The organism is Paenibacillus daejeonensis DSM 15491, assembly GCF_000378385.1.
GTDB lineage: Bacteria > Bacillota > Bacilli > Paenibacillales > Paenibacillaceae > Paenibacillus_D > Paenibacillus_D daejeonensis.
The window spans coordinates 17,747-44,416 of sequence record NZ_KB899679.1 but is presented as its reverse complement, the minus strand read 5'-3'; the positions used below and the strand labels follow the sequence as shown (position 1 = coordinate 44,416).

23 protein-coding genes are annotated in these 26,670 nt (G+C 54.0%); 3 read left to right on the top strand and 20 right to left on the bottom strand.

What is annotated here, in order from left to right; genetic code table 11:
- Positions 1–279: 279 nt before the first annotated feature.
- The 9 genes from urtE to F556_RS0130640 all read right to left on the bottom strand — a co-directional run bounded on the left by urtE (position 280) and on the right by F556_RS0130640 (position 9,901).
- Positions 280–975, bottom strand: coding sequence for an urea ABC transporter ATP-binding subunit UrtE (urtE, locus tag F556_RS0130680; RefSeq protein ID WP_020620843.1), 696 nt, complete (start codon positions 973–975; stop codon positions 280–282).
- Positions 953–1,735 carry an urea ABC transporter ATP-binding protein UrtD gene (gene urtD / locus F556_RS0130675; protein ID WP_020620842.1) on the bottom strand — a complete coding sequence of 261 codons (783 nt, stop codon included), beginning with the start codon at positions 1,733–1,735 and terminating at the stop codon, positions 953–955. Before urtD ends, urtE begins: the two co-directional genes overlap by 23 nt.
- Positions 1,704–2,786, bottom strand: coding sequence for an urea ABC transporter permease subunit UrtC (urtC, locus tag F556_RS35725; RefSeq protein ID WP_020620841.1), 1,083 nt, complete (start codon positions 2,784–2,786; stop codon positions 1,704–1,706). The genes urtD and urtC overlap by 32 nt, the downstream gene beginning before the upstream one ends.
- A 26-nt stretch (positions 2,787–2,812) precedes the next feature.
- Complete coding sequence (gene urtB / locus F556_RS0130665; RefSeq protein WP_020620840.1) at positions 2,813–3,718, bottom strand: urea ABC transporter permease subunit UrtB; 906 nt, start codon at positions 3,716–3,718, stop codon at positions 2,813–2,815.
- A gap of 105 nt (positions 3,719–3,823) precedes the next feature.
- Positions 3,824–5,107, bottom strand: coding sequence for an urea ABC transporter substrate-binding protein (urtA, locus tag F556_RS0130660; RefSeq protein ID WP_020620839.1), 1,284 nt, complete (start codon positions 5,105–5,107; stop codon positions 3,824–3,826).
- A 387-nt stretch (positions 5,108–5,494) separates the two neighbouring features.
- Positions 5,495–6,328 (bottom strand): LamG domain-containing protein, encoded by an 834-nt coding sequence (locus F556_RS0130655; RefSeq protein WP_157273027.1) that lies wholly within the window; start codon positions 6,326–6,328, stop codon positions 5,495–5,497.
- Between the two features lie 107 nt (positions 6,329–6,435).
- Positions 6,436–7,992: an extracellular solute-binding protein gene (locus F556_RS0130650; protein WP_026297597.1), complete on the bottom strand. Its 1,557-nt coding sequence runs from the start codon at positions 7,990–7,992 to the stop codon at positions 6,436–6,438.
- Positions 7,993–8,058: 66 nt separating this feature from the next.
- Positions 8,059–8,928, bottom strand: coding sequence for a carbohydrate ABC transporter permease (locus F556_RS0130645; protein ID WP_020620836.1), 870 nt, complete (start codon positions 8,926–8,928; stop codon positions 8,059–8,061).
- 16 nt (positions 8,929–8,944) lie between these two features.
- Positions 8,945–9,901: an ABC transporter permease gene (locus F556_RS0130640; RefSeq protein ID WP_020620835.1), complete on the bottom strand. Its 957-nt coding sequence runs from the start codon at positions 9,899–9,901 to the stop codon at positions 8,945–8,947.
- Positions 9,902–10,196: 295 nt separating this feature from the next.
- On the opposite strand from F556_RS0130640, the gene F556_RS0130630 reads away from it, so the two are divergent.
- Positions 10,197–12,401: a helix-turn-helix domain-containing protein gene (locus tag F556_RS0130630; protein ID WP_083938223.1), complete on the top strand. Its 2,205-nt coding sequence runs from the start codon at positions 10,197–10,199 to the stop codon at positions 12,399–12,401.
- Positions 12,402–12,423: 22 nt separating this feature from the next.
- Positions 12,424–14,664: a DUF4838 domain-containing protein gene (locus F556_RS0130625; RefSeq protein WP_020620833.1), complete on the top strand. Its 2,241-nt coding sequence runs from the start codon at positions 12,424–12,426 to the stop codon at positions 14,662–14,664.
- Here the strand turns inward: F556_RS0130625 and F556_RS0130620 are convergent.
- The 5 genes from F556_RS0130620 to pth form a co-directional block, all read right to left on the bottom strand.
- Positions 14,661–15,050 carry a VOC family protein gene (locus F556_RS0130620; RefSeq protein WP_020620832.1) on the bottom strand — a complete coding sequence of 130 codons (390 nt, stop codon included), beginning with the start codon at positions 15,048–15,050 and terminating at the stop codon, positions 14,661–14,663. The genes F556_RS0130625 and F556_RS0130620 overlap by 4 nt on opposite strands.
- 120 nt (positions 15,051–15,170) lie before the next feature.
- The gene (locus F556_RS35720; RefSeq protein ID WP_020620831.1) at positions 15,171–16,343 is read right to left on the bottom strand and encodes a peptidylprolyl isomerase; all 1,173 of its coding nucleotides are present in this window, start codon (positions 16,341–16,343) and stop codon (positions 15,171–15,173) included.
- Positions 16,330–19,857, bottom strand: a complete 3,528-nt coding sequence (gene mfd, locus F556_RS0130610) for a transcription-repair coupling factor (protein WP_020620830.1) — start codon at positions 19,855–19,857, stop codon at positions 16,330–16,332. Before mfd ends, F556_RS35720 begins: the two co-directional genes overlap by 14 nt.
- A gap of 111 nt (positions 19,858–19,968) precedes the next feature.
- Positions 19,969–20,202, bottom strand: coding sequence for an anti-sigma-F factor Fin (gene fin, locus F556_RS0130605; protein WP_020620829.1), 234 nt, complete (start codon positions 20,200–20,202; stop codon positions 19,969–19,971).
- Positions 20,203–20,256: 54 nt separating this feature from the next.
- A complete protein-coding gene (pth, locus tag F556_RS0130600) occupies positions 20,257–20,817 on the bottom strand; it encodes an aminoacyl-tRNA hydrolase (RefSeq protein WP_020620828.1) in 561 nt (186 codons plus the stop codon).
- Positions 20,818–20,958: 141 nt separating this feature from the next.
- Between pth and F556_RS0130595 the strand changes: the two genes are divergently transcribed.
- Positions 20,959–21,195 carry a hypothetical protein gene (locus F556_RS0130595; protein ID WP_020620827.1) on the top strand — a complete coding sequence of 79 codons (237 nt, stop codon included), beginning with the start codon at positions 20,959–20,961 and terminating at the stop codon, positions 21,193–21,195.
- Between the two features lie 98 nt (positions 21,196–21,293).
- On the opposite strand, the gene F556_RS0130590 is transcribed toward F556_RS0130595, so the two are convergent.
- From F556_RS0130590 to ispE, 6 genes are all read right to left on the bottom strand, one after another.
- Positions 21,294–21,941, bottom strand: a complete 648-nt coding sequence (locus tag F556_RS0130590; RefSeq protein ID WP_020620826.1) for a 50S ribosomal protein L25/general stress protein Ctc — start codon at positions 21,939–21,941, stop codon at positions 21,294–21,296.
- A 231-nt stretch (positions 21,942–22,172) separates the two neighbouring features.
- Positions 22,173–23,576: a bifunctional UDP-N-acetylglucosamine diphosphorylase/glucosamine-1-phosphate N-acetyltransferase GlmU gene (gene glmU / locus F556_RS0130585; RefSeq protein WP_020620825.1), complete on the bottom strand. Its 1,404-nt coding sequence runs from the start codon at positions 23,574–23,576 to the stop codon at positions 22,173–22,175.
- A 326-nt stretch (positions 23,577–23,902) separates the two neighbouring features.
- Positions 23,903–24,190: a septation regulator SpoVG gene (spoVG, locus tag F556_RS0130580; RefSeq protein WP_020620824.1), complete on the bottom strand. Its 288-nt coding sequence runs from the start codon at positions 24,188–24,190 to the stop codon at positions 23,903–23,905.
- 130 nt (positions 24,191–24,320) lie between these two features.
- Positions 24,321–24,719, bottom strand: coding sequence for a RidA family protein (locus tag F556_RS0130575; protein WP_020620823.1), 399 nt, complete (start codon positions 24,717–24,719; stop codon positions 24,321–24,323).
- Positions 24,716–25,561 carry a pur operon repressor gene (gene purR / locus F556_RS0130570; RefSeq protein WP_020620822.1) on the bottom strand — a complete coding sequence of 282 codons (846 nt, stop codon included), beginning with the start codon at positions 25,559–25,561 and terminating at the stop codon, positions 24,716–24,718. The genes F556_RS0130575 and purR overlap by 4 nt, the downstream gene beginning before the upstream one ends.
- A gap of 82 nt (positions 25,562–25,643) precedes the next feature.
- Entirely contained in the window at positions 25,644–26,498 is an 855-nt protein-coding gene (gene ispE, locus F556_RS0130565; RefSeq protein WP_020620821.1) for a 4-(cytidine 5'-diphospho)-2-C-methyl-D-erythritol kinase, read from the bottom strand.
- Positions 26,499–26,670: the final 172 nt, after the last annotated feature.

Genomic DNA, 26,670 nt, shown 5'->3' with positions numbered 1-26,670 from the left:
TAGAGTTAGCGACGAAGTCGTGGCTCATTCATTCGGCAATGCTGTATGCGGGGAATTACACTTAGATTCATATAGGGGGAAACGAGTCGTGCAACGCGGTTTGGGCTCGATTTCGTTTCACAGCGACAGCTCTTTCGAATCTGACCATAGTATTCATCCCTTCCCAATATCTTATACATGCTTGTTCCACCTGGCTTTTTGTCCTCCTTGCGCAAGGCATGCAGCACAAAGAGCCGGAGCGATCCGCTCCGGCCATGCCGATTCCCTTGGTATCCTGAGCTACACCGTCAGATACGTGCGGATGACCTCATCAGAGAGCTGCTCCAGCCCGCCTTCCCAGGCGATCGCACCTTTCTCCAAAATGTAGAAGTAATCACCAACGCTCTGCACGAATTCCAGACTCTGCTCAACCAGCAGCACTGCTGTTGTGCCTTCCGCCTTGATGGAACGGATGACATCCCGAATATCCTCCACAATAGAGGGCTGAATGCCCTCGCACGGTTCGTCTAACAGCAACACTTCCGGCTTCGACGCCAAGGCCCGGGCAAAGGCCAACTGCTGCTGCTGTCCGCCGCTGAGATCGCCGCCGCGCCGCTCATACATCGTAGGCAGCACGGGGAACTTCTCGATCGCAGAAGCAGGAATCTCCCTGGTCTTCTCCTTGCTGGCCTCGAGCCCGAGCAGGACGTTCTCATACACGGTAAGCTGGGCAAAAATTTCCCGCCCCTGCGGCACGTACCCAATGCCGCTCTTGGCCCGTACGCCCGGAGCCGCCTTGGTGAGGTTGGCCTCATTGTAGGAGACCACACCCTTGCGGGCCTTCAGCAATCCCATAATGCTCTTCATAAGCGTCGTCTTGCCGACGCCATTACGGCCTAGCAGGCATACAACCTGCCCCTTCTTCACTCTAAGCGATACATCCCGCAGGATGACGCTCTCGCCATACCCTGCCTCAAGCTGTTGAACGGCTAACATCGACATCCCGCCTCTTCTTGCCAAGATACACTTCTGCCACCCGATCATCGCCCTGCACTTCGTCCATGGTGCCTTCCTTGAGTAGCTTGCCCTCGTGCATGACCGTCACCTTGCTGGCGAAATTCCGTACGAATTCCATGTCATGCTCGACGACGACGATCGACTGCTGACGGGCAATCTCGTGGAGCAGTTCGCCGGTCTTGTCGGTTTCCTTGTCTGTCATGCCGGCTACTGGCTCGTCGAGCAGCAGAATCTCCGGTTCCTGCAACAGCATCATGCCGATCTCTAGCCACTGCTTCTCGCCATGCGAGAGGCCGCCTGCCCGCCACTGGGCCTTATCCTCCAGACCAATCATCACCAATTGGTTGTGAATGCGATCCTCATCCTCGGTCCGCATCTTGGCCCATAGTGTCGAGAACACGCTGCGGTTCTGCTTCATGGCGATCTCCAGGTTTTCGAACACCGTAAGCGTAGGGAAGATGGATGGTGTCTGGAACTTGCGTCCGATGCCCAGCTCGGCGATCTGATGCTCCTTCTTGCGGGTAATGTCGACATCCCCGGAGAACAGCACCTTCCCTGAAGATGGCTTCACCTTGCCACAGATGACATCCAGAATCGTTGTCTTCCCCGCTCCATTGGGACCGATCAGAAACCGGAGTTCACCTTTTTCCAGTGCCAGATGCATCCCCTGTACCGCCTTGAACCCATCAAACTCCACCGTCACAGCCTCACACTGTAGAATGACCGACTTGTTGCTCATGTTCGGTTCGCCTCCTCTTTGGTAGCTTCCATTTACGGAACAGACCTACTGCGCCTTTCGGCAGGAACACGACGACAATAACAAACAATGCGCCTAGGAAGAACAGCCAGGCATCGGGATACGATTCACTGAATGCGCTCTTGGCGTAGTTGAGCAATACTGCCCCAAGCGCTGCACCAATGAGCGTACCGCGGCCGCCGATGGCGACCCATAAGACCATTTCAATCGAGGGCACGATGGCCATCGTCGAAGGAGAAATAATGCCAACATGGAGCACGAACAGCATACCTGCCACACCAGCCAGACCAGCGGAGATCGCGAAGGCAATCATCTGATAGACCGCCGGGTTGTAACCAATGAACCGGGCCCGGTTCTCACCATCGCGAATGGCCCGCAACACCTTGCCGAAGCGGCTCTTCACGAGGAACCGGCAGAGGACGAAGGCCGCAATCAACACAATCGCTGTAACCCAATAGAGCATGCGCTTCGTATCTGGCGAGCCGATGGAATGCCCGAGAACTGTCGTGAAGCCGGTCAGGCCGTTGGTGCCGCCCGTGAATTTCTGTTGCCCAATAAACAAAGTCACCGTAATAATGACGAGCGCTTGCGTCAGAATGGTAAAATACACGCCGCGGATCCGGTTGCGGAAGGTGAAGAAGCCAAGAATCAGTGCCAGCAGCGCCGGAATGAGTATTCCCATGGCGATGGCAAAGGGAAAGCTCTCAAATGGCTTCCAGAACCATGGCAGTGCAGATAGGCCGCTCCAATCCATGAAATCCGGCAGCCTGCCGCCGCTCGCCTCCAGCTTCAGATACATGCCCATGGCATAGGCACCGAGACCGAAGAAGACGCCATGGCCCAGACTGAGGATGCCGGTGTACCCCCAGATCAAATCCAGTCCCAGGGCTACGATGGCGAAGGCAAGAAATTTGGCCAGCAGGTTGAGACGGAAGTCGCTCAGCACCATCGGTGCGCAGAACAGCGCGGTGGCAGCGACAGCATAGCCAATCAAGATATATATTTTTTGGGGCGTGAGTGTGCGCAATTGCATGTGGATTCACCTCCTGGGTAGCGGAATTAATCGAGCGATCGGGTCTTCATGGCAACAAGCCCTTTGGGCTTCCACTGCAGGAACGCAACAATACAGAGGAAGACGAGCACTTTGCCGAGTGAAGCGTTGGTCCAATATTCAAACATCGTACCCGTGACGCCAATGCCGACAGCTCCGACGATCGTACCGACCAGCTTGCCGACACCGCCAAGGACGACAACCATAAAGGCATCCACAATATAATACGTGCCGAGCGACGGACCAATAGGTCCCATCAGGGTAAGAGCACAACCAGCAATCCCTGCAACCCCTGATCCAATGGCGAACGTCATCGAGTCCACGCGGCGGGTCGAGATGCCCAGACAAGCGGCCATGTCCCGGTTCTGCATGACGGCACGCATCCGGCGTCCGGCATGACTACGATAAATGTAGAGGAACATCGCTACCAGAGTCACAATGACCAGCAAGATGATGAACAGCCGCTTGTATGGGAGTACGACACCGTCCATCAGGCGAAATCCGCCATCGAGCCAAGTGGGACTTTTCACCGCCACATTCGGTGCACCGAAGATCGTCCGAGCCAACTGCTGCAGCATAAGTGCGATTCCCCAAGTGGCCAGCAAGCTATCGAGCGGACGTCCGTACAGGAAGCGGATGAGGCTCACTTCCAGCAGCCAGCCGATAAGGAACGCGACCATGAAGCTCACAGGGATCGACAGGACAAAATACCAATTGAACAGAGAGGCCGGCAAATAGTCATTGAACAGGTTCTGCGTGATGTACGTAGCGTACGCCCCAATCATGATGAGCTCGCCATGCGCCATATTGATAACATTCATCAGTCCGAAAGTAACCGCCAAGCCCAGCGCAATCAGCAGCAGGATCGAGCCCATGCTCAGCCCGTTAAACAATTGAATAATCGTGATCTCCATCATTTCACCTCTCACGCGGTCACTTACGATGCAAGAAGGGAAGCATTCGATAATGAGCGCCGAATACTTCCCCTGAACTGATCTGTATCGTTTGCGTCGTCTATGTTATTTGGAAGAGCTCAGGCTGGATGCCCATTCATAGGTTTCCAGATACGGGTCTGGCTTGACAGGCTCTCCGGAGTTCCAGAGCTCTTGGAATTGCCCATCCGATTGCACTTCACCGATTCGTACAGTTTTGTAGATGTGCTGATTGTCACCGTCGATTGTAATCTTGCCGCCTGGCGCATCCCACTCGAGGCCTTTGGCTGCTTCCTTGACCGCATCGACGTCGGTGGTGCCTGCCTTCTCGACAGCGGCTGCCCACAGGTATACCGCGTCGTAGCCAGCTTCGATCGGGTCAGCAGTCACGCGGTCATCGCCGTAAGCCGCTTTGTAGTTCTCCACGAACGTTTTGTTCTCCGGTGTATCGGTCGTCTGATAGTAGTTCCAGGCTGCCAGATGACCCTCGAGCACATCCACCCCGATACCGCGGATTTCTTCTTCGGCTACCGATACGGACAGCACCGTGATATCATCTGCACTGATCCCTGCATCCTTCAACTGCTTGAAGAAGGCTACGTTACTGTCACCGTTGAGCGTATTGAAGATGACTTCCGGCTTCGCCTGCTGGATCTTGGCGATCAGCGTGCTGTAATCGGTATGGCCCAGTGGTGTGTACTCTTCGCCTACCAGCTCGCCGCCTTCTGCATTCAGCTGCTCCTTGATGATTTTATTGGCCGTCTGCGGGAAGACATAGTCCGAGCCGAGCAGGAAGAACTTCGTGCCGCGGTTCTCGAGCAGCCAGCTCACAGCCGGTACGATTTGCTGATTCGTTGTTGCACCTGTATAGAAAATATTAGGGGAGGATTCCAGGCCTTCATATTGAACCGGGTACCACAGCAGTCCATTCAGCTCTTCGAATACGGGCAGCATGGCTTTACGGCTTGATGAGGTCCAACCGCCGAACACTGTCGCTACCTGGTCCTCGGAGATCAGCTTGCGAGCTTTCTCTGCAAAGGTTGGCCAATCGGATGCGCCATCCTCGACCACCGGCACGAGCTGCTTGCCGAGCACACCACCGTTGGCATTGATCTCTTCAATGGCCATCATCTCTGCATCTTTAACGGACACCTCACTGATCGCCATCGTACCACTCAGAGAATGAAGAATACCGACCTTGATTTCATCGCCATCCGTTGCGCCTCCAGAGCCCGTCGTCGTGTTCGTTCCCGTGTTGGACGGCGCCGGTGCCGGATCCCCGCTCGTTGTGTTGTTCGCACCGCAACCTGCCAGAACTACACTCAATGCCACTGTCAAAAACGCCAGATTCTTTACGATTTTCCGCTTCATTCTCCCACTCCCCAATTTTTAAAATGTTCGCCTATATCCGAACGAACCTGATTTGTTTTGTATGTATCGTTCGTGATTTTTATTATAGTTCGCACTTTGAATCATGTCAACATAATTTACATATATATTTTTCCAAAACTATATTATGAATTGAAATTGACTATTAATGAAGTTTTAGGTCATTATATTGATTTTTAAGATCAAATTTTGGATGATTCAACAACAAAACTCACACATTAGGTAAAGTATTTACGTAGAGAATGTGACATGCTATCTTCCGATCCCCGGGAAAGCATCCTCACAGCATGGCAAGAAGGCCCGACTCATGAAAGAGTCGGGCCTTCGCGGCGAACTATGTGTTCAATATACTAATCGATCCTGCCGCTCCTACCCGTCCATCGCAGCGTAATGACTGGTCAACTGGGCAGCGGTTAGCTCATAATCGTAGACGGCAATCTTGCCGATCGCTCCTTTGAAAAATGAATTCAAATCCCGCGTTCCTACCCGCATCGGCGCCGTGCCGTTGCCGGGAACAATACTGTACCCGATCAGGCTGTCCTGGTCCCGCAACACGCCATTTTTATACAGCTTGGTATAACCTGTCGGGTAAGTGGGGCTTGTGTTCACCGTGTTGATGACCAGCGTGTAATGGATCCACTCGCCGACTGTGACCGCATCCTGCACGTACGATCCGGCGCCGAGTCCGCCGCTCAGATTGAACGCATAGCCGCTAATCCGGTTCGGCCTGTTCTCGTTGTTCGTGTAGTTGTACATCCTCGCCACCCAGGAGTGCTGACCGGCGGTCCCTTTACCCATCCAATGGACATATCCGCTGCCCTCGGCATGATCAAATTGCAGCGTATCCGGCCGCATCCACGCCTCGATTGTCAGGATGCCGGACCTAGTCACCTCCAGCAGGTTGTGATCTGGAATCGTAAAGTATTGGCTAGAACCGTTGAACACTGTGGCAGCATCACCGTTAGGCATTGTTTTTCCGCCCGGGCTGCCGTTAAAGCTGCCGTTCATGCCGCTGCCGCTCTGGTCGTCGCCGCCTCCTGGCCCCAGCTTCCAGTAACCGACCGGATTATCGGCCAAGACGGCATCATCATAGGCGGAGGCAGCAAGCACCGCAGGCAGAGATCCTGCTGTTCCCGAGACTAGCCCCAGGCACAGTGCCGCAATGAAACTTACCGTCCAAAGCTTGCGTCCTTTGATTCTCATGACCAATCGCATTCGTCATCTCTCCTTATCTATCGTTTCGTTAAACGGAGAAGCTGGAAGCGTGGTGAAGCGAGTTTGCCAGTCTCTACACAGAGCGAGATGGCGTGCTACTGCGCCCCGGCCATGCGTTCATAAGCGGCTCTATAGATATCCTTGATCTGCTCCAGCCCCAGGTCGCCCGCTTCGGTAACATAGCTGTCCCACTCGGACAATGGACGGCTGCCCATGATGAATTTGGAGATGCTCTCTTCACGGTGCTTGTCGACAGCCTCGCCTACTGTAGACAGAACATCCTGCTCCTCCTCAGTGAAGGACGGGATCGGACGGAACGGTCCGTCATACTGTCCGGCCTGCTCGTAAGCTGCTTTCATCTCGTTGGAGGACAGCGCCAGGTGGGCGTTATAGTCGATCCAAGTGTAGGTGCCGTGGGTGGCCAGACCCGTCTTTTTGCGGAATTCGGTCAGATCGGTAAAGTCGCCCGTCATCTTCTTCTCGCCGTTTTCTGTAATGTAGGTTTCGCCTTCCTTGCCCCAGCTCGCCAGCGTTCGTCCTTCCTCTGTATAAAAATAGTCGAGGTACTGGACGACTTTGTCGATCTGGTTCGATTGTGATGAGACCGCCATGCCGGACTGCAGGAAGGCAGTAAACGGGTTCTTCTGCTCCCCGCCGGGTCCTGCGGGCGGCGGCATGAACGCCAGGTTGAAGTCTGGGTTATCAGCGCGCAGCGGGATGTTGAAGAAGTCGATCCGGCCCATATAATCGAACGTCACGAACGATTTGTTGGCAGAGATCATATCCTGCCACTGCTTCGTGTCCACCGTCAGCCAATTGGGCGGGATCAGCCCTTCGGCCGTAAATTTGTGCAGATATTCCACCATTGTACGGTAACCGTCCTCGGTCGGACCGTAGCCGACTTCGCCGGTGCCTTCATCGTAATAATACATATCGCTAGTACCGAAGTTCGGACCCATAATGCGAGTCAGCTGAGAGTTGAGCGTCTTGCCCATCCGGAAGCTCAGCGGGTAGCTGTCGGGATACCGCTGTTTCAACTGTTTGAGCACTTCATACAACTCGTCGTATGTTGCCGGTACCTCCAGTCCTTCGGCCGCAAACACATCTTCGCGGTACAGCCAGCTCATCCGATTCGTCTCGCCAAAGCCTTCGTTGGGCAGCATATATAAGTTGCCGTCCGGCGCCAGATTGGAGCGCACGATGTCCGGATATTGCTCCATCCATTGGGTGAAGTTAGGCATCTGGTCGGTATAGTCAAGAATATTGACGAAAGCGCCCTGTTGGCCGAACTTGTTGGCGTCGCTCAGACTGAGCATCATCGTGATGTCAGTCAGGGAGCCAGCCGCGACATTGAGCTGCACGGTCTCATCGAGTTTGCCCGAGGGTACGGTGATGTTTAAAGAAGCGCCAGTCGCTTCATTAAGCCACTTCCAGACTGGCCATTCCTTGTCGTACGGCCAGCTTGGGTTGGACTCGACGAGCATCGTGAACGTACTGCCCTCCAGCGACGGAGGCCTATGCTCCTGCGAGTTGCCGCCCTCCTTGCCAGGTGCTCCCGGCTCCTCAGGCGTGTTGTTGCCTCCTCCAGAACAAGCGGATACCACAGCGACGAGCATCGTCAGGACGAGCCACAAGATCATTTTGTTCCTCATGATAACCATCCCTCTCTTCTATAACTGTATATTTTTATTGGCATAAATCCTTATAGGTCTCGCCCTCTATCCTTTTACCGCGCCAATCATAACGCCTTTTACAAAATACTTCTGCAGCATCGGATACAGGAGCAGAATCGGAATGGTCGACACCATGATCGTGGCATACTTGAGCGACTCCTCCACAACCATCGCATCGCTGCCTACGCCCATCGACTCACTGCCTGCATTGGATCCTGCCAGGACGATGTTGCGCAGCACCACCTGCAGCGGGAATAGCTCTGGATCGCGCAGATACAAGAGCGGGAACATGAAATTGTTCCACATCGCCACGGCGTAGAAGAGACCAATTGTAGCAAAAACAGCCTGTGACAACGGGGCAACGATGCGCGTGAAGATGCCAAAATCACTCAGTCCGTCCATCCGTCCGGCCTCCTCCAGCTCGGTCGGGAAGTTCGCGAAAAAGGTGCGCATGACCAGCAGATTCCAGGTGCTGACCGCGCCGGGCAGCACCATCGCCCATACGCTGTCCATGATGCCCATCGATTTCACTGCCAGGAAGGTGGGGATCATCCCGCCCTGGAAAAACATTGTGAAGATGATTAGCAGGGTGAAGCCCCGATGGAAGAGCATATCCCTGCGTGCCAGCGAATAGGCGCCAAATGCGGTAACGACGAGCGAGATCAGAGTCCCCAGACTTACGTAGATGATGGTGTTGAGATATGACTGGGAGATGCGTGCATCGTTCAGAACAAGCTGATAAGTGCTGAAGTCCAGCCCTTTGGGAAACCAGGTGACCTCGCCGCGCATGACATAGATGCTGTCGCTGAGCGAAACCGAGATCATGTACAGAAACGGATAGACCATGACGAGGACGAGCAAGATGAGCACGATTGTGATCAGGATCGACGGGAGCGACCATTTCTCGACTTTCATATGACGGAACGCCTCCTCACCATAAACTGTTATCGCTGACCTTGCGGCTGATAGAGTTGGCCATGACGATGAAGACCAGGCTGACAACGCCGGTAAACATATCGATAGCCGCCGCATAGCTGAAATTGCCGTTCGTCATGCCGACCCGGTACACATAAGTGCTGAAGATGTCCGCCGTCTCATATGTCGTCGGATTGGCCAGCAGATAGACCTTTTCGAAGCCGATCTCCAGGACTTTGCCGACATTGAGCAGCAGCAGGATGACGATCGCCGATGTGATGCCCGGCAGCGTCACGCTCCACACCTTCCGCAATCTCCCGGCACCATCCATCTCAGCCGCTTCATAGAGCGAAGGATCGATGGCCGAGAGCGCCGCCAGGTAGATGATTGTCTCCCAGCCGAGATGCTGCCAGATCTCCGAGAGCACGTAGATCGTTCGGAACCATTCTGGGCGGGTCAGGAAATGGACCGTCTCCAGCCCAAGCGAATTCATCAGTTGATTAATGAGGCCGCCGGTAGGCGACAGGAACATGACGACCATACTGGCAACGATGACGTTGGAGATAAAATGAGGCATATAGGTGGCTGTCTGGACGAATCGTTTGAACAGCCGGTTTCGCACTTCATGGAGCATCAGCGCCAGCAGAATCGGAGCCGGGAAACCAAAGACCAGTTTGTACAGCCCGAGCAAAAACGTATTGCGGAAAAGCAACCAGAAATCCGGGTTTTGAAAAAACATGGCATAATATTTGAAGCCGACCCAATCGCTTTCCCAGACGCCTTTGTACAGGTTGTAGTTCTTGAAAGAAATGACGATGCCGAACATCGGGTAGTACTTGAACAATACATAATAGAGGAGACAGGGGACAAACATCACCAGCAGAAGCTTGCCTCTCGACCAGCGACGCCTGAATCTGCCATAGGGCACCGACGCCGGAGCGCGGGCCTGTAATTCCGATTGTTGCATAGCCATGGGATCACCTTTCCTAAAGGTTAGTTCAACGGGAATTATGTTAGATTACCTGACCTCCCGCCACTTCACTATAGCCCAGGCTCCCTCCTCTGAGAATAGAGATTATATCAACTTATCCCTATGATTACGGTTACATCGACCAAATCGTTAATAATCAGGACTGGTGTAAAAAATGCGTATTGGCGAAAGAAGTCGTTTACGATAAAATTACTCGTGTTAAAGCGAGCCTCATCCATCTCTTTCCCACTTTGGCGTCAGGTTTTCTGACTTTTTTATCTCATCTTCGGAGGGATGCATGATGAAGAGATTTGCCACCGATTCGATGTTCTATCGCCTGTTCGGCAGCTTCCTGATCGTCATCCTGTTGCTTTGTGTCTTTATCGGGGTAGCATTCACCGTATTCCTGAATACGATCCGGGCAGAGATCACCAAGAGCAGCAGCCTCAATCTGGACACGGCGGTTCGCAATTATGAGGAGCACTTCGAACAGATCCGCAGCATTGGCCTCTCTCTTCAATTCGACGAACAGATCTCTTTACTGTCCCGGCAGCAGCAGCTCCCCAGCGAGACCGTGGCAGCGGTACGCGATCAGCTGCGCGCCAGTGTGGCAAGTCCCTATCTGTATCTGGACAATCTGCTGATCTATATGAAGCGAAGTCAATATGTCATTGAGAAGGACAGCAGCGCCGATGCGGAGCTGTTTTTTAATAAACTGTTCTACAGCGAGCAGTATCCCTTGCAATTCTGGCAAGAGCAATTGGAGCTTCCGGTCAGCTTTGCGATCTATCCTGCCTATCCTTATTGGGAGAATTCCCTGGGCACGCCTGTGAGCAAAGGACAGTCTATTCCGATTTTAATCAAGCGGGTATACGATGACCAGTCTGCCGTCCTCGCCTTTATGGATAGCAGACGGGCGTATCTTGATTTCTTCCGGCCCACGCAAGGCGACGCCTTTACAATTCTAGATAGCGGTGGCCGTACGCTCTTTGCCTCGACGGCAACCGCCCTGCCGCACAGCGTCCTGCAAGCGGGCAGCGGCACAGGGTATGTCAAGGCGGACGATCACTACTACTTCTATCAGCATGGCGGCAAGTCCGGCTTTACTTATGTCAGTGTGATTCCTTTCAAGCATATCAATGCGCAGGTCGTCCGGCTGACGCTCGTCCTGGCTGTCCTGCTGGCCGCGGCCGTGCTGATCAGCATCACAGTATCCGCCTGGATCAGCCGTAAGCTCAACGCTCCGGTGCGTCATCTCGTCGAATGGATCGGCCAGCTCCAGCCGGGCCGGCCACAGAGCAATATCCGCGAATTCCGGCTGATTGGCGACCGGATCAATCATATCGCCGAGGATATCCATCAGAAGAATTCGATGCTCAATCTGTATGGCTATGCCGATCAACTGAAACGGATCGGCCAGCTATCGGACCACTTTCAGCCGCTGGATAAACCGTTTCGGCTGCTGCTCTTCCATTTGACGCCTGAGAGGCCAGCCTTGCTGGAGAGCAGCCAGTTGCAACAGGATACGGCATTCGTCCGCGAGCATGCCCGGGATTGGTATGCGACGCATGTTGAGCATGCCATCACGCTTCAATTAGAGCCTTGCGAGATCCTGACCGTGCTGCATTTTGATGAAGGCGAGGAGCCTGAGCTGGAAGAGGTGACGAGCGGATTGATGCAACTGCTCAGTCCCGAGCTCCAGGCTTGCCTGATGACGGTAGCCATCAGCGGGTCGTACAGCCACGTCAAGGATTTTGCCCAGGCTTATGCCGATGTGTCAGCCTTGGTCAAGCAGAGGAAACTCGGCCGGGAACCCCAATTGGTAACCCGCTTCGAACCCCCGCCTACACTGCCTTTCTTTACCGGACAGGAGGAGCAGGACTTCTACGCCAATCTGACCGGGGGCAATCGCGAGGTCGTGCTGCCGCTAATCAGGCGTGTGCTGGGCCGGCTGGAGCGCAAGCAGGCATATGCCTGTCAGTATGACGAGGTAGCCAATGAAATCGTTAATCGCGTCATGAAGACGCTGTACACCCATCACATCGAGCTAAGCAAACTGCCCGGTACGGAGTCGCCCTATGAAGAGATGAAGGCTTGTCATACACAGCAAGAGTACGTGGATCGGCTCGAGTCGCTGCTGAGTGCTGTGTGCGAGCTGGTACAGGAGAAGAAATCGGCCAATGATCCCATTACGAGCTTCGTCACGACCTATATTGAGCAGCATTATGCAGAGGACATCTCGCTCGACATGCTGGCTGACCGGCTTCACATTACCCGCGGCTACCTTTCCAGCTACTTCAAGGAGAAGACCGGGATCAATTTTGTCGACTACCTCACCACATATCGGATGAATAAGGCCAAAGAAATCCTGAGCCGCACCGATCTAAAAATCCAGGAGGTTGCCCAATTGGTTGGCTATGTTAATGTAAGTACATTTATCCGAGTGTTCAAGAAACAAACCGGCACGACGCCGGGAGACTACAAGAAGCTCAAAACAGGCTGAGCTTCAAAGGAGACGGTGAATCGTGAAAGCGGACGTGGGATGGACAGGCATACGAATCATGGCAAATGCCGGGAGCTTCGGCTCGATACGGGAAGCGGCGGGAGCGGAACGCCGAATCGACTGGTGGGACGAGGCCACAAGTGCGGAGGCGGCAGCCTGTACAACCTGCTACGGTGCAGTAGAGCTGGCGGAGCATCTCCGTCTGGTATACGGAGAGACACCAATCTGGATGGACAGCAGGGATGAGAAACTAGCAGAGGATGTGCCGTTGCAGGAAAGCGGGAATCTGACGATTTGGGTGGGAACACCTGCTGCGGGTACGACGGGAGAGGAGGCTTGGCATGCTTGGTTGGCCGGGCGTGCCGACGAGTGGGAGCTGCTGCCGGACGAAGGTTATGTGGTGGTGTCTCGCTTGATGGAAGACGGTACGCACTGGATCATCACGGGCCGAGAACGGCGAGGCACACTCTACGGCGTATACGCCTTTCTGGAAAATCTTGGGTTCCGGTGGTACGGACTGGGTAATCGCGGCACGCATATTCCGCAGGATGCAAAGCGGATGGACGGACCCTTCGAGCTCATCGATTATCCGCGGTTCCTTACCCGGGGCGTGTACAGCGAGCACATCGGTGATGACAATCCCGAGCTGATCGACTGGCTCGGACGCAACCGAATCAATTTTGCTTCGCTGGACCGGGTCGCCGATCCCCATGCTCTCCAGAAACGGGGGATCCGTCTCTGTATGGGCGGCCATCACATCCTCTACCGCTTCCTCAACCCTCACGCCGTATACCCTTACCGGCCAGCAGGCTCGCCGGCGGGCGACGATCCGGAGGATCCTTACGAGCCGGGCGATGAGGAACGACCCTTCCCGTCGCGCGAAGACGGCAGGCTGACGTATGCGGAGGCTCATCCGGAGTGGTTCGGACTGGTAGACGGCAAGCGCAGCTTCGATGTCGGCGAGGGCAACCGGGAAGGGTTCGGCGACAACTTCTGCACGACTCACCCTGATGCCGTCCACGAGCTCTGTCTGCGGGTCACGGAAGATCTGATCGACGGGCAGTGGCGGTATGCGGATGACCTCAATTTCTGGATGCTGGACAACGGCACCTGGTGCCAGTGCCACAGATGCGAGCAAAGCGGCAACTATGCTTACAAAATGATTCTGCTCGTCCATGCGCTCAGCAGCTATCTAGAGCAGGCCCGGACGGTGGGCCGGCTGAAACGACGCATCCGTATCCTGTTCCCCATCTATCATGAGACGCTGCCCGCTCCGGACCGGCCGCTGCCCGCCGATTTTGATTACAACCGCTGCTTCCCGACCTACTTCCCGATTGAACGCTGCTACGTCCATACGCTGGCTGACCCGGGCTGCACCGAGTCAAATCAGGAGCTGATGGCTACCTTCGTCCCGTGGACGACCGATCCCGACCGCCATTACCTCGGCGACCTGTTTGTGGGCGAGTATTACAACGTCAGCTCTTTTGCAGCCTGCCCGGTCCCGCTGATGACGATGATGGCGGCGGATATCCCATTTTACTACCGCTCCGGCGTCCGTCACTTTCACTATATGCATTTGACCGATCGAAGCTGGGGGCCGCTTACCCTGACCAACTATCAATTGTACCGAATGCTCTGGCATCCCGAGATGGATTCGGAGGAGCTGCTGGCCGATTATTACCGTGCGTACTATGGAGAGTCGGCCTCGAAGGCTCGGCAGTTCTACGAGAAGCTGGAAGAAGCGATGCGGAACAGCAAGTATCTCAAGCATTATCAATATTCGCGGGGGATTCGTCATTCACTGACGGGCTATCTGCGGGAAGATGCGGACGAGCTGTTCCCGCTGCTGCATATGCAATACGATACGCAGGCGGACAGCCCCAATAGCGGGATCAGCCTGACGGAGACCGTGGCGCAGCTCTATGTGTGCCGTGCCCTGCTCGATGCAGCGATCGACGTGGCGCGAGATGAGAGGGTGATGGAGCGCCTGCTGGAGGATGAGCGACGGTTCCGCTACCTTGAGGATATGATTCTGACGATCTATGGCCTGGTGCGGACCCACCGCTTTACGCGCAGCGGACGTCCCGCCCTGGCCCGCCGGACCTTCCAGCGGCTCCGCAGTCATTCAGAAGCGCTGGAGCGGGAGACGGAGTTGCTCATTCCGACGACCCGTTTTCCACTCTACGACAACGGTCTGAAGGCGACATGGTGCGAGACCGCCTACGATCGCTACCTGAGCATGTACGGCGGGGATGACCGTTAATCCTCCTGCTGGGTCGCGATCCACCATTCGTTACCTGCGAAATCCCGGAAGCCGCCACGTTTGTCCAGATCTCCCTCGGAACGTTTGGGCTCCTGGAGGGGCTCGCAGCCCTGGGCCAGCGCACGCCCAAAGGTCAGATCCGCATCCTCCACATAGACATGGAGCATCTGCTGTCGAGAAGAGTAGCCTGCAGTCGCGTCAGCGAGCATAACCACCGTATCGTCGATACGTACCTCAACATGCATGATCCTGCCTTCGTCCGTCTCATAACGGCGCAGCTCCCGGGCACCGAAGATCGACTGCAGGAGCTCCACCAGCTTCCCTGCATTCTCTACCACCAGATACGGAGATAGCGCATTGTACCCTTCAGGTTTGTAGAATGACATATGTATTCCTCCTTCTTATATTCTATCCGCGGCCCCCGCAGAGACTCCAATGGCTTGCCCTCATCAAAAAAGGCAGCTCCACAGATCATCTGCGGAGGCTGCCCTCTCTACGTTGCCTTATTATTGTGCGGGTGTCTCTTCTTCTGTAGCTGGTGCCTCTTCATTAGCTGGTGTCTCGTCCGCAGGCGCATTGCCTTCGGCACCATCCTCAGTGGCTCCGTCTGTGCCAGCATCTCCGTTCTCCGTGCCTTCAGTAGCCGGAGGCTCCGTGCCCTCTGGTGCTTCAGGTTGCGGCAGATCGATGCTTTGAATCAGCTCAGGCAGTTCCGTTTGCATGAATTCATTGAGCACTTCACTAGCAGCGGTCTGACGCAGCGCGTTCTTCTGCTCGTCTGTCAGCGACTCATACGTCAGCTCATCGCGTTTCTCAACCAGAACAACATGGTAACCAAAGTCGGTCTTGACCGGGTCGCCGATAACGCCTACTTCCTGCGTCAGTGCAGCGTCCTTGAACTCAGGGACCCATTGGCTAACATTAACGTCCTCGTACAGGCCGCCGTTCTCCTTGGAGCCTGGGTCGTCGGAATACTCAGCAGCCAGTGCCTGCCAGTCTCCGCCAGCTTCAAGTTGGGCTTTTACATCTTCCGCGCGCTCCAGTGCTTCTTCTTCTGTACGGAGCTCCTCCTGGGTCTGCGAATCCGTAGTCGCCACAAGAACATGACGTACGCTCGCAGTCTGGAGTGCAGATGGATCCTCATTGAAGATAGCTTGTACATCTTCATCGGTCACTTTGGACTCGGCGTCCTTCATAACCGCCATAATCAGATGGAAGAAATCGACGGCTTCATCGACGGTCAGACCGCCTTCATCCAGCCGGGTTTGCAGCTCTTCTTGATCGTTAACCGCTGTCTCGAATTGCGTACGGAACTCTTCCGTGTCCGCATCCGCTGCAGCCTTGCTCTCGTCGGACATCCGATCAAACAAAATCTTGTATCCGATATACTCCTGCAGGAACTGTTCTTCGTACTGTGGAATGCTAAGGAACATCTCCGCCTGTGGATTCATCAGAATAAAGAACGTCTTGTATTTAGTGAACTCATCATCTGTTACCGTGCCATCTGTATACGTCGCGATCGTAGCGCCCGTATTCGGCGTCCCGCCTTCCGTGCCGCCATTACCGCCGTTGTTGTCGTTCTTCGATCCGCAAGCTGCCGCGATCGTCATGACGAGCATCGCCGCAATGATAAGCAGCAGCGGGCGGCGCCATGCCGATTTGCGTTTATTGTGCAACATCCTGAAGTTCCCCTTTCGATTTGACTGCCTCTTTACATTGTATCAGAAAACGCTCCAGCAAAGCCAATTTTTCCTCGTCCGACAGCCCTTGGCCGCGCAGCTGCACGATCAAATGGTTCTCCTGCGGGGTTGCTCGTTTGAACCGGTTTTCGAACTGCAGGCACAGCATATCGATGATTTTGCGGTCGATTCCCTTACTCGCCTGCTCATCGAAGCGCAGGGTAATTTCCTCGCCACGCTTGCTGATCAGCTCGATGCCGTACTCGCCGCCGTACACCTTGAGTCTCGCTACTGCAAGCAGGTTGTGAACCGCATCCGGAAGGTCTCCGAACCGGTCAACGAGCTCGTCACGCAGATCCTCGGTCTCCTCCACGGAGCGGGCGGTCGCTACCTTCTTGTAAATCTCGATCTTCTGAATGCTGTCGTAGATATAATCGGAAGGCAGGTACGCATCCATGCTAAGATCGATCTGTGTCGTAATCTCTTTCTCCTGCTTGGCCTCGTCACCGTACATTTCAGCCTTGCGCTTGGCGATTTCATCTGCGAGCATCTGGGAGTACAGATCAAAACCTACTGAAGCGATAAATCCGTGCTGCTCTGCGCCCAGCAAATTACCCGCTCCCCGGATGGACAAGTCCCGCATGGCAATCTTGAACCCGGAGCCGAGCTCTGTGAATTCCTTGATGGACTGCAGACGCTTCTCCGCTACCTCAGTCAGCACTTTATCCCGCTGATAGGTGAAATAAGCGTAAGCGATCCGGTTCGAGCGTCCAACACGGCCCCGCAGCTGATACAACTGGGACAGTCCCATCTTGTCGGCATCATGAACGATCAGCGTATTCACGTTTGGAATATCAACGCCCGTTTCAATAATGCTCGTACTGACGAGAACATCGGATTCACCATCCAGGAAATCCAGAATTGTCTTCTCCAGCTCCTGCTCCGACATCTGGCCATGACCCACCGCTACTCGGGCATTTGGAACTAACTCTGAGATCAGTTCCGCCATTTGGTAGATGCCCTGCACCCGATTGTACAGGTAGTAAATCTGTCCGCCGCGTGCAAGCTCACGTTCGATCGCTTCGCGGACGAGCGACATATTGTACTCAACGACATAGGTCTGCACCGGGAACCGGTTTTCCGGCGGCGTCTCGATGACAGAGAGATCCCGTACACCGAGCATCGACATATGTAACGTACGCGGGATTGGCGTTGCAGTCAGCGTCAGTACATCCACATTGGTCTTCAGACGCTTCAGTTTTTCCTTATGGGAGACGCCAAAGCGCTGCTCTTCATCGACAATCAGCAGTCCCAGGTCCTTGAAGATGATGTCCTGCGACAGTAACCGGTGCGTACCGATAACTACATCCACCGTACCGCTCTTTAGCCCTTTCATCGTCTCATTCTGCTCCTTGCGGGAGCGGAAACGGCTGAGCACCTGAATATTGAAAGGGTAGCCCGAGAAGCGCTCGCGGAACGTCTCGTAGTGCTGCTGGGCAAGAATCGTAGTGGGTACTAGAACCGCGACTTGCTTGCCTTCAATAGCTGCCTTGAACGCCGCACGGATGGCGACCTCTGTCTTGCCATAGCCAACATCGCCGCAGAGCAGACGGTCCATCGGCCGTTTGGTCTGCATGTCCTTCTTGATCTCCTCGATGGCGCGCAGCTGATCCCGCGTCTCATCGTAAGGGAACATGGCTTCGAATTCCTGCTGATACGGCGTATCGTCACCGAACCCGAATCCGTCCGCTGCCTGCCGATCGGCGTACAGCTTGACCAAGTCGTCTGCGATATCCTTCACGGACGCCTTGACCTTGTTCTTGACCCGTGTCCACTCGCTGCCGCCGAGCTTGTAGACCTTGGGCTCCTTGTCCTCCGAACCCACATACTTCTGAATCAGATCTATCTGGTCAATCGGTACCGACAGCTTGTCGCCTGCCGCATACATAATGTGCAGGTAATCCTTATGAATACCGCCAATCTCCAGCGTGCCGATACCCAGGTATTTGCCGATCCCGTGGTTTTGGTGCACGACATAGTCTCCGACCTTCAGTTCGGTGTAACTCTTGATCCGTTCGGCATTATCGATTTTCTTGTCCAGTCGGCGCACCTTGCGCTGCTTCTGCGAGAACATCTCGCCTTCCGTAATAATGACCAGATGCACCGAAGGCAGCTCAAAACCGGTCTGCAGGTTGCCCTCGACCATCACGGGTGGCTCAATACTGTAATCTTGCAGCACTCGCCGCATCCGCTCCATGCGCTCGGCGTTGCCGGCCAGCATGATAACGTTTGCACCCGCTTTCTTCCAGCGGTCCATCTCCGCCTTGAGCACGTTCATTTGCCCGTGGAAATTCTGCATGGCGCGGCAGACAAAGTTCAGGATGTTCTGCGGCTGGGTATGGGGAATCTGACGCAGGAAGAGCGACAGGAACAACGTCTGGAACGGACGGTGATACAGAATCTCGTCGCTATCTCTGGCCAGAACGAATCCAGGCAGGGATTTGCCATTCTGCAGCAGGTGCGTCGCCCATTCGGCTTCGTCTCTCTCGAGCTGCTTGGCCGTCTCGACCAGTCGGGTTGGTTCGTCCATGAGGAGTAGCGTATCCTCCGGCATATAATCGATAATCGTCTGCCGCTCCGGATACAGCAAGGAGATATATTTATAGATTTCCGAGAAATACACTTGTTCGCGCAGCTTCTCGATCTCTGAGCCGAGCTCGCTACGCAGGCGGTCCTTGGCCGTGCGGTCAGTCATCTTCTCCAACTGCCGCTCCATCAGATCATACGCGTGTTGAGCAGCTACATGCTGGCGTTTGCTGCTGGCCAGTACCTCTTTGCAGAGTGGTACGACATAGGTCTCAAGCTTGTCGATGGAACGCTGGTCGACCGGGTCAAAGGTACGAATCGAATCAATCTCATCATCAAACCATTCAATTCGATAGGCATGCGGCTCGGTCAAGGGGAAGAAATCGACGATCCCGCCGCGCACGCTCATCTCACCCTTGGACTCGACGCGATCCACCCGTTCATAACCCAGCTCCACCATCCGGGACAGGAACGTGTCCATCGGCAGGGAAGTCCCTACAGTCAGTGGAATACGCGCCTCTGCAATTGCCTCCTGAGTCGGGAGATAACGCCGAACCCCGGAAAATGGCACGACAACAATGCCCCGGAAGCCAGCGGACAGTCGGACCAGCACATCAATCCGTTGGGCCAGCGTCTCGGGACTGGAAATCGCGGCCTCCGCAGCGACCAATTCATTGGCCGGATAGAGCAGTACCTGCTCGGGCGAGAGGCACTCTTGCAAGTCCTCTGCAATCTTCTGCGCAGCAAACATATTGTGGGTCACGATGAGCATCGGACGCTGCAGCTCCTGCATCAGGGCGGCCGCCAGGATCTGTCGGGACGAGCCGGCCAGTCCAGAGATCATCTGCTCCCGCATGCCCTTGGCGATGCCGGAAAGCACCGTCTGAAAATCCTCATCCTTGGAAAAGGCTTCGATTACTGTTCTCATATGGTTGCAACACCTCATTTCTTCAGCACAAAGAAAAAGTATTCCTGACACAACAAAAAAGAAGCCTCGGCTATGCGCTAAGGCTACGCACCCGGTCTCCGATGAGCCGCACTATTGCAGCGGACTCGTCACCAGGAGCAGCTCGGGATTCGCATCGATCGCTTCACTGCAATAATCACAGACGACCGTTACTGTGACATCTCCATTAGGGTTATACGCTATTATATCGCTGCGCTCCTCGGGGGTCAAGGAATGAAAGCCAAGTCGGGCCTCTGAGATCACTTCGGTTGTTGCCAAAGAACCAATCGATGTCTTGCAATGTCGACAAATGTAATGTACCGCCATTGTATGCCTCCTGAAGAACCGTTATGTCTTCAGTATGCCCAATTAACGGCAAAGTTATCGGTTAAACTTGCCCATTGTTGATTCGAAAGGATGATCCAGCGCATGTTCGATGGCGTCGCAGGCATAGCTGATCATTTCCGATAAGAGTTCACGTTCACTCTTGGCAAAGTCGGAGAGCACATAATCTGCAATATTTCTACCCGGCTCCGGTCGCGAGATTCCCATCCGCACCCGATTGAAGATCTGTGTCCCGGTATGCGAGATGATGGATTTAATCCCATTGTGTCCACCTGCGCTGCCTTGATACCGCAGACGAATTCGTCCAATCGCGGTATCGAGGTCGTCGTAAACGACGATGCAGTCCTCGAGATCGGCTTTGTAATAATCCATGAAGGATCGCAGAGATTCGCCAGACAGATTCATATACGTCATAGGTTTGAGCAATGCTACCTTCTGCCCACCGGCATGACCGTCTCCGAGCAGCCCCCGGCACTTGCTCTGCGTAACAGGGATGCTCCAACGACGAGCCAGCTCGTCAACGACCATAAACCCGACATTATGCCGAGTATCTTCATATTTTGCGCCCGGATTGCCTAGTCCAACGATCCACTTCACTTGCTCTACCTCCTGCAAATATCATTCAATTGATACGTTTTATTTTCTATGATTGAAAATTTTATCTTTGGGTAAGTAATATTTTTGTAGGATGCAACGATTTGCGCCCGATAATTGTCTACGTATATGAGGTGATCTTTTATGAGTAATGCTCTGATCGACAAGGTTGTAGACAATGTCTACATCAACGGACAACAATTGTACGACAATCATCACTTTGAAGACCACATTCGCCATGCCGTGCCTGTCCAAATTTACCTGGACCGCGAACATAGCGACATTGGCTTCATTGAACACTACTGCCCGGATTATGTCAAGGTCAACAGCGTATTCTACAGACGCTCGCAATTTACCTTCATTTCGCGCCCTGGATACTAGAGGCTAGATGTGGCTTGGCACCGCCATGCAAAAAGAGGATTACCTCGAAGGTAGACGAATCTACAATCGAGATAATCCTCTTTGGTTGTGTGCAGCGACTATTCCTGTTCGCCCTCAGCCGCAGGAGCGTCTTCCGCCTCATCGGCCTCCGCACTCTCCTCAGCTGTCTCTTCGGCTTCCTCATCCAGCTCTTCCTTCTGAGGCGCCAGAATCGACACGATGACCATCTCTGGATCCACAGAAGTGGATACACCCTTCGGCAGCTTCACTTCACTTACCGCTAGGCTCTCTCCAATCTGCAGCTCCGACACATCGATGCTCACCGATTCCGGGATGCTGCTAGGCAGACAGGTGATCTCGAGTTCATGCAGAACTGTCTGCATCACGCCGCCTTCCTTCACGCCCGCCGCTTCGCCAGTCACCTCGATCCGAACCGAAGTCGTGACCTCACTGTTCATATCAATCTGATGCAGATCGATATGCAGCAGCTTTCTGGACAGCGAATCCCGCTGGATATCTGTTATCATAACCGGCTGCTTGCCAGCCGTCGGCACTTCAATTTCCAATACAGCATTAGGGTTGGATTTCAGTAGTGCTTGCAGCTCTCTCTCATCCACGGCAATCGGGGATGCTTGCTTGATGTTCTGGCCGTAGACGACGCCTGGCACTTTACCGTCCTGGCGCAGCTGATTCAGTTTGCCCTTGGACTGTGCTTCTCTCTTCTCTACTTTTAGGGATACACTCATCTAGGAAACCTCCTTGGTTCACACCTGATCTCCTACTATGATTACCCAGTCAAGCCCACCTTTAATCATCAGGTTCGGTTTTGATCACGAAGTAACTCTGAGAAGCTTACTCGGCGTCGAATCTTGAACGCAGTCGGATCTTCCGGTGCTCACGTAGCTTACAGCTACGCTCCGCTCCTCATATCCTCCTGCGTCCAACCTTCTCGGTGCTGAAAACCGAATTTTTTAATTTTATGAAGAGGAATCCTTTTTTTCTTTTTTGAGCTTGGCGCGGTTGCGGATTTTGGCGGCGTAGCCTGGTTTGTTGACTTGGCGCTCGCGTGCGATCGCCAGATCGTTCTCGGGAACGTCTTGGGTGATCGTCGAGCCCGCTACCACATAGGCACCGTCCCCGATACGGACCGGAGCGATAAGGTTGACATTGCTGCCGACAAACGCGCCATCCCCAATCTCGGTGACTGCCTTGTTATAGCCGTCATAATTAACCGTAATCGCGCCGCAGCCAATGTTGACATCCTTGCCGACCTTGGCGTCGCCCACATAGCTCAGGTGGGACACCTTGCTGCCGTCATCCAGCACAGCATTCTTAAGTTCCACAAAATCACCGACCTTGCACTTACGACCCAGCTTGGTGCCAGGACGCAGGTTCGCGTAAGGTCCAACGGTCGTCTCATCGCCGACCTCCGAACGGTCAGTAACAGAGTGCTTGATGCAGACGCCATTCCCAGTCACTGTATCCGTCAGATCCGACTGGGGCCCGATGATGTTATCTTCGCCAATCACGGTATTCCCGCGCAGCAGCGTGCCAGGATAGATAACCGTATCTGCACCGATGGTTACACCAGCCTCGATATAGGTGGAGGAAGGATCGATTACCGTGACGCCGTTTACCAAATGCCCGCGAATGATTCGCTCCTTCATGAAACGCTCTGCTTCCGAGAGTGCAATCCGGTCGTTGACGCCAATGGCCTCCGCCTCATCGCCTGTGCAATGTGCCAATACCCGCTCGCCGCCTCGTTGCAGTATACCGATGACGTCAGTCAGGTAGTACTCTCCCTGCGCATTCTCGTTGGTTACTTGAGCAAGCGCCTGAAACAATTTTTTATTATCAAAGCAATACGTACCCGTATTGATCTCCTTGACCGCTCCCTCAGCCGGCGTGCAATCCTTCTGTTCGACGATACGCTGTACGCCGTCATCGCTGCCGCGAATCACGCGGCCGTATCCTGTGGGATCGCCCAATTCAGCAGTCAACACCGTCGCTGCCGCTCCGCTCGTCTCGTGAATGGTCAGCATTGCCTGTACGGTCGCCGCGGTGACAAGCGGCGTGTCGCCACAGATGACAATTGTCGTGCCTTCCTCTGCACCGAGCAGCGGCTCCGCCTGCAGTACCGCGTGGCCGGTACCCTGCTGCTGTGCTTGCAAGGCATACTCCGCTCGCTCTCCGAGATAGCTCTGAACCGCCTCTGCTCCGTGACCGACGATGACGACCGTCCGCTCACAGGCGGAAGCCTCGACGACATCCATGACATGACCAACCATCGGCTTGCCACATACCGGGTGCAGTACTTTATACAGCTTGGATTTCATACGTTTGCCTTGCCCTGCAGCAAGTACGATCGCCATTTTCTTCAAAGGATAAGCCCTCCTAGTAGTCCATTATGCATAATGTATCTCAGGATGATGAATAAAGGCCGGAGAGGCACGGAATCGAATCTGGAGAAGCGTAGCGTTCGCCTTTGTCCCCGGATTTCAACCGCTAGAGCGGTTAACAATTCAAGAAATCTGGGGACAACAGCGATCGTAAGATCGATCCGTGACTGTAGGCTCTCTTTATCAATAACCTGATTATATAATCTTGATCTTGAAATCTATGAATAAAGTTAAGTATCAATATATCGTATTCCGCAACAAAAGAAAAGAGAGCCCATATCAGGCTCTCCCTCGTAACCCCTAACCCATTATGCACCTTCTTCGATCGCAACTTCTTCTTCTGTAGCCGCTCGCTCATACTCAGCAAGGACGGCTGCCTGAATCTTCTCCCGGGTGGTTGAAGAGATGGGATGGGCAATATCGCGGAACTCACCATCCGGTGTTCGCTTGCTAGGCATTGCTACGAACATGCCATTGTTGCCGTCAATGACGCGAATGTCATGAACAACAAATTCATTGTCAATGGTGATCGAAGCGATGGCCTTCATTCTCCCTTCGGAATTAACGCGGCGGAGTCTAACATCGGTAATCTGCACTTGTGTTCACCACCTTTGCCTGTTAGAAGACTTGGTGTAATATTCCACACGCCAGTGCAAAATCCTTCTTTTATTTGGGAAAATAATCCCCTATTTCACAACATTTTTTCCATTTGAGGAACTTTCGAGTTTATTCGACATTGATCGATACGATCAACTCAATTTCGACAAGCACATCCTTGGGCAACCGCGCCACTTCTACGGTGGAACGAGCTGGTTTGTGGTCGCCAAAATAGCTGGCATAGATTGCATTGATCGCTGCAAACTGTCCCATGTCCTTAATGAACACGGTTGCCTTCACCACGTCGGAAAACTCGGCACCCGCTTCGGCCAGTACCGCTTTGAGGTTGGCGAACACCTGATGGGTCTGCTCCTCTACACCGCCGGCCACGACCTCTCCATCCAGTCCCAATGGAATCTGGCCAGAGGTGAATAGCAGATTGCCCAGCTTCACCGCTTGCGCATACGGACCGATAGCGGCTGGCGCCTGATCCGTTGCAATCGGGGTAGGGATCGCTTTCTTTGTCATGATGAAACCTCCTCGGATTTGGTGAAGTAATTACCTGGAGCTACGCTGGTCTGCTTCGTCTTCAGATCGACAGCCGTTAGCTTGGCCAGGGATACATAATCTTCAAGCAATCGTTCGTCACGGTCCACTTCTCCGGATTCGACGAAGACGCCCACGCCAGCAACCGTCGCATTGAACTCATACAGCAAGTCCATCATGCCCTGCACGGTTCCGCCTGCTTTCATGAAGTCATCGATAATAAGCACACGGGATTGCTCCTTGAGCGCCCGCCGTGCCAGCGACATCGTCTGGATGCGCTTGTTGGAGCCAGATACATAGTTGATACTCACTGCTGAGCCTTCGGTCACCTTGTTGTCCCGACGAACGATAACAACCGGCAGGTTCAGAAAAGTAGCCGTGGCATACGCCAAGGGAATGCCCTTGGTCTCCACTGTCATAATGACATCCAGATCCCGATGGGCAAAAGCCGTAGCGAACATCCGGCCCACCTCGTTCATGAGGTTGGGCTGTCCCAGCATATCCGTCATGTAGAGGTAGCCGCCCGGAAGCACCCGCTCCGGCTGCTCCAGTTCCCGGCAAATATTTTTTATAATGGCCAGCGATACGTTCTTGCTCATCATAGGCATATATTTGACACCGCCCGCCGCACCGGCGAGCGTGCTCAACTGACCGAGTCCGTCTTCTTCGAATACCTCTTTAATAATAGCTAAATCTTCGCTTATCGATGATTTGGCAGACTGATAGCGGTCGGCAAATGCAGTAAGCGATATGAGCGTATGGGGGCGCGACAACAGATACTGCGTCATCTCAACCAACCTGGCACTCCGTTTCAACTTTTTCACGATGTCTCCCCCCGCTAAAATCCGAATGTTATATAGGTAATATAACATTTTTATACGGGTTTCTACAAGGAGAACGTGAATTTCATGTGAGCATTCTTACCACATAGACCTCTTTACAGAAGCCACGCAGCCCATTATAGATTCTAGCCACCTTGGACTCCCTGGAAACAAGACCAAAAACCGTGGGTCCGCTGCCTGACATCAGCACACCATCTGCACCAAGCTTGCGCATACTCTCTTTCAGTTGCTCTACCTCAGGATGCAGCTTCAATGTTACGCTTTCTAACACATTACCCAACTGTTGGCACATGCCTGTGAATGAACCGGCAGCAAGCTCGGCCGCCATCCCCTCCGTGGAAGGATGCTGCTCCACCTGGGATAAGCGGAACCGCCCATACACATCAGCCGTCGATACATTGATCGGGGGCTTGGCCAGAATGACCCAACATTGCGGCGGGCGAGCAATCTGCTCCAGCTGCTCTCCCCGGCCTCTGGCGATAGCTGTACCGCCAGTCACACAGAACGGCACGTCCGATCCCAGTTCAGCTCCTAACCGGCTTAGCTCGTCCAGCGGAATGCCCAACCCCCAGAGCCGATTGAGCCCTCGAAGCGCTGCCGCTGCATCGCTGCTGCCGCCGGCCAGGCCTGCCGCTACCGGGATTTTCTTGTCGAGATGGATGTATACGCCCTTGTCTACCTTGTACCTCTCTTTGATCAGCTTGGCAGCCTGGAACGCCAGGTTCTTCTCATCCAGAGGGATGTACCCCGCCTGACTGGAGATTACAATCGTGTTTCGGGACAGCTCTTCCATCTCCAGCCGATCGGCCAGATCCACCATGGTCATAATCATCTCAACCTCATGGAACCCATCCTCCCGCTTGCGGAGGACGTCGAGCATGAGATTAATTTTGGCTGGCGCTTTCTCGTATACTTTCATCTTGTCACCCGCTCATCGTCGTTTACAGCTTCATAGGATAGCAGAAGCCAAATGGAGATGTAAATCTTCTTCTTTCTTACTATATTAACAAATGGGCACAAGAAAAGCTAAGCTGTTCCGATCTCCCTCCGGAGAACAGTCCAGCTTAGCTTTAAAAATCTACTTATAGAGG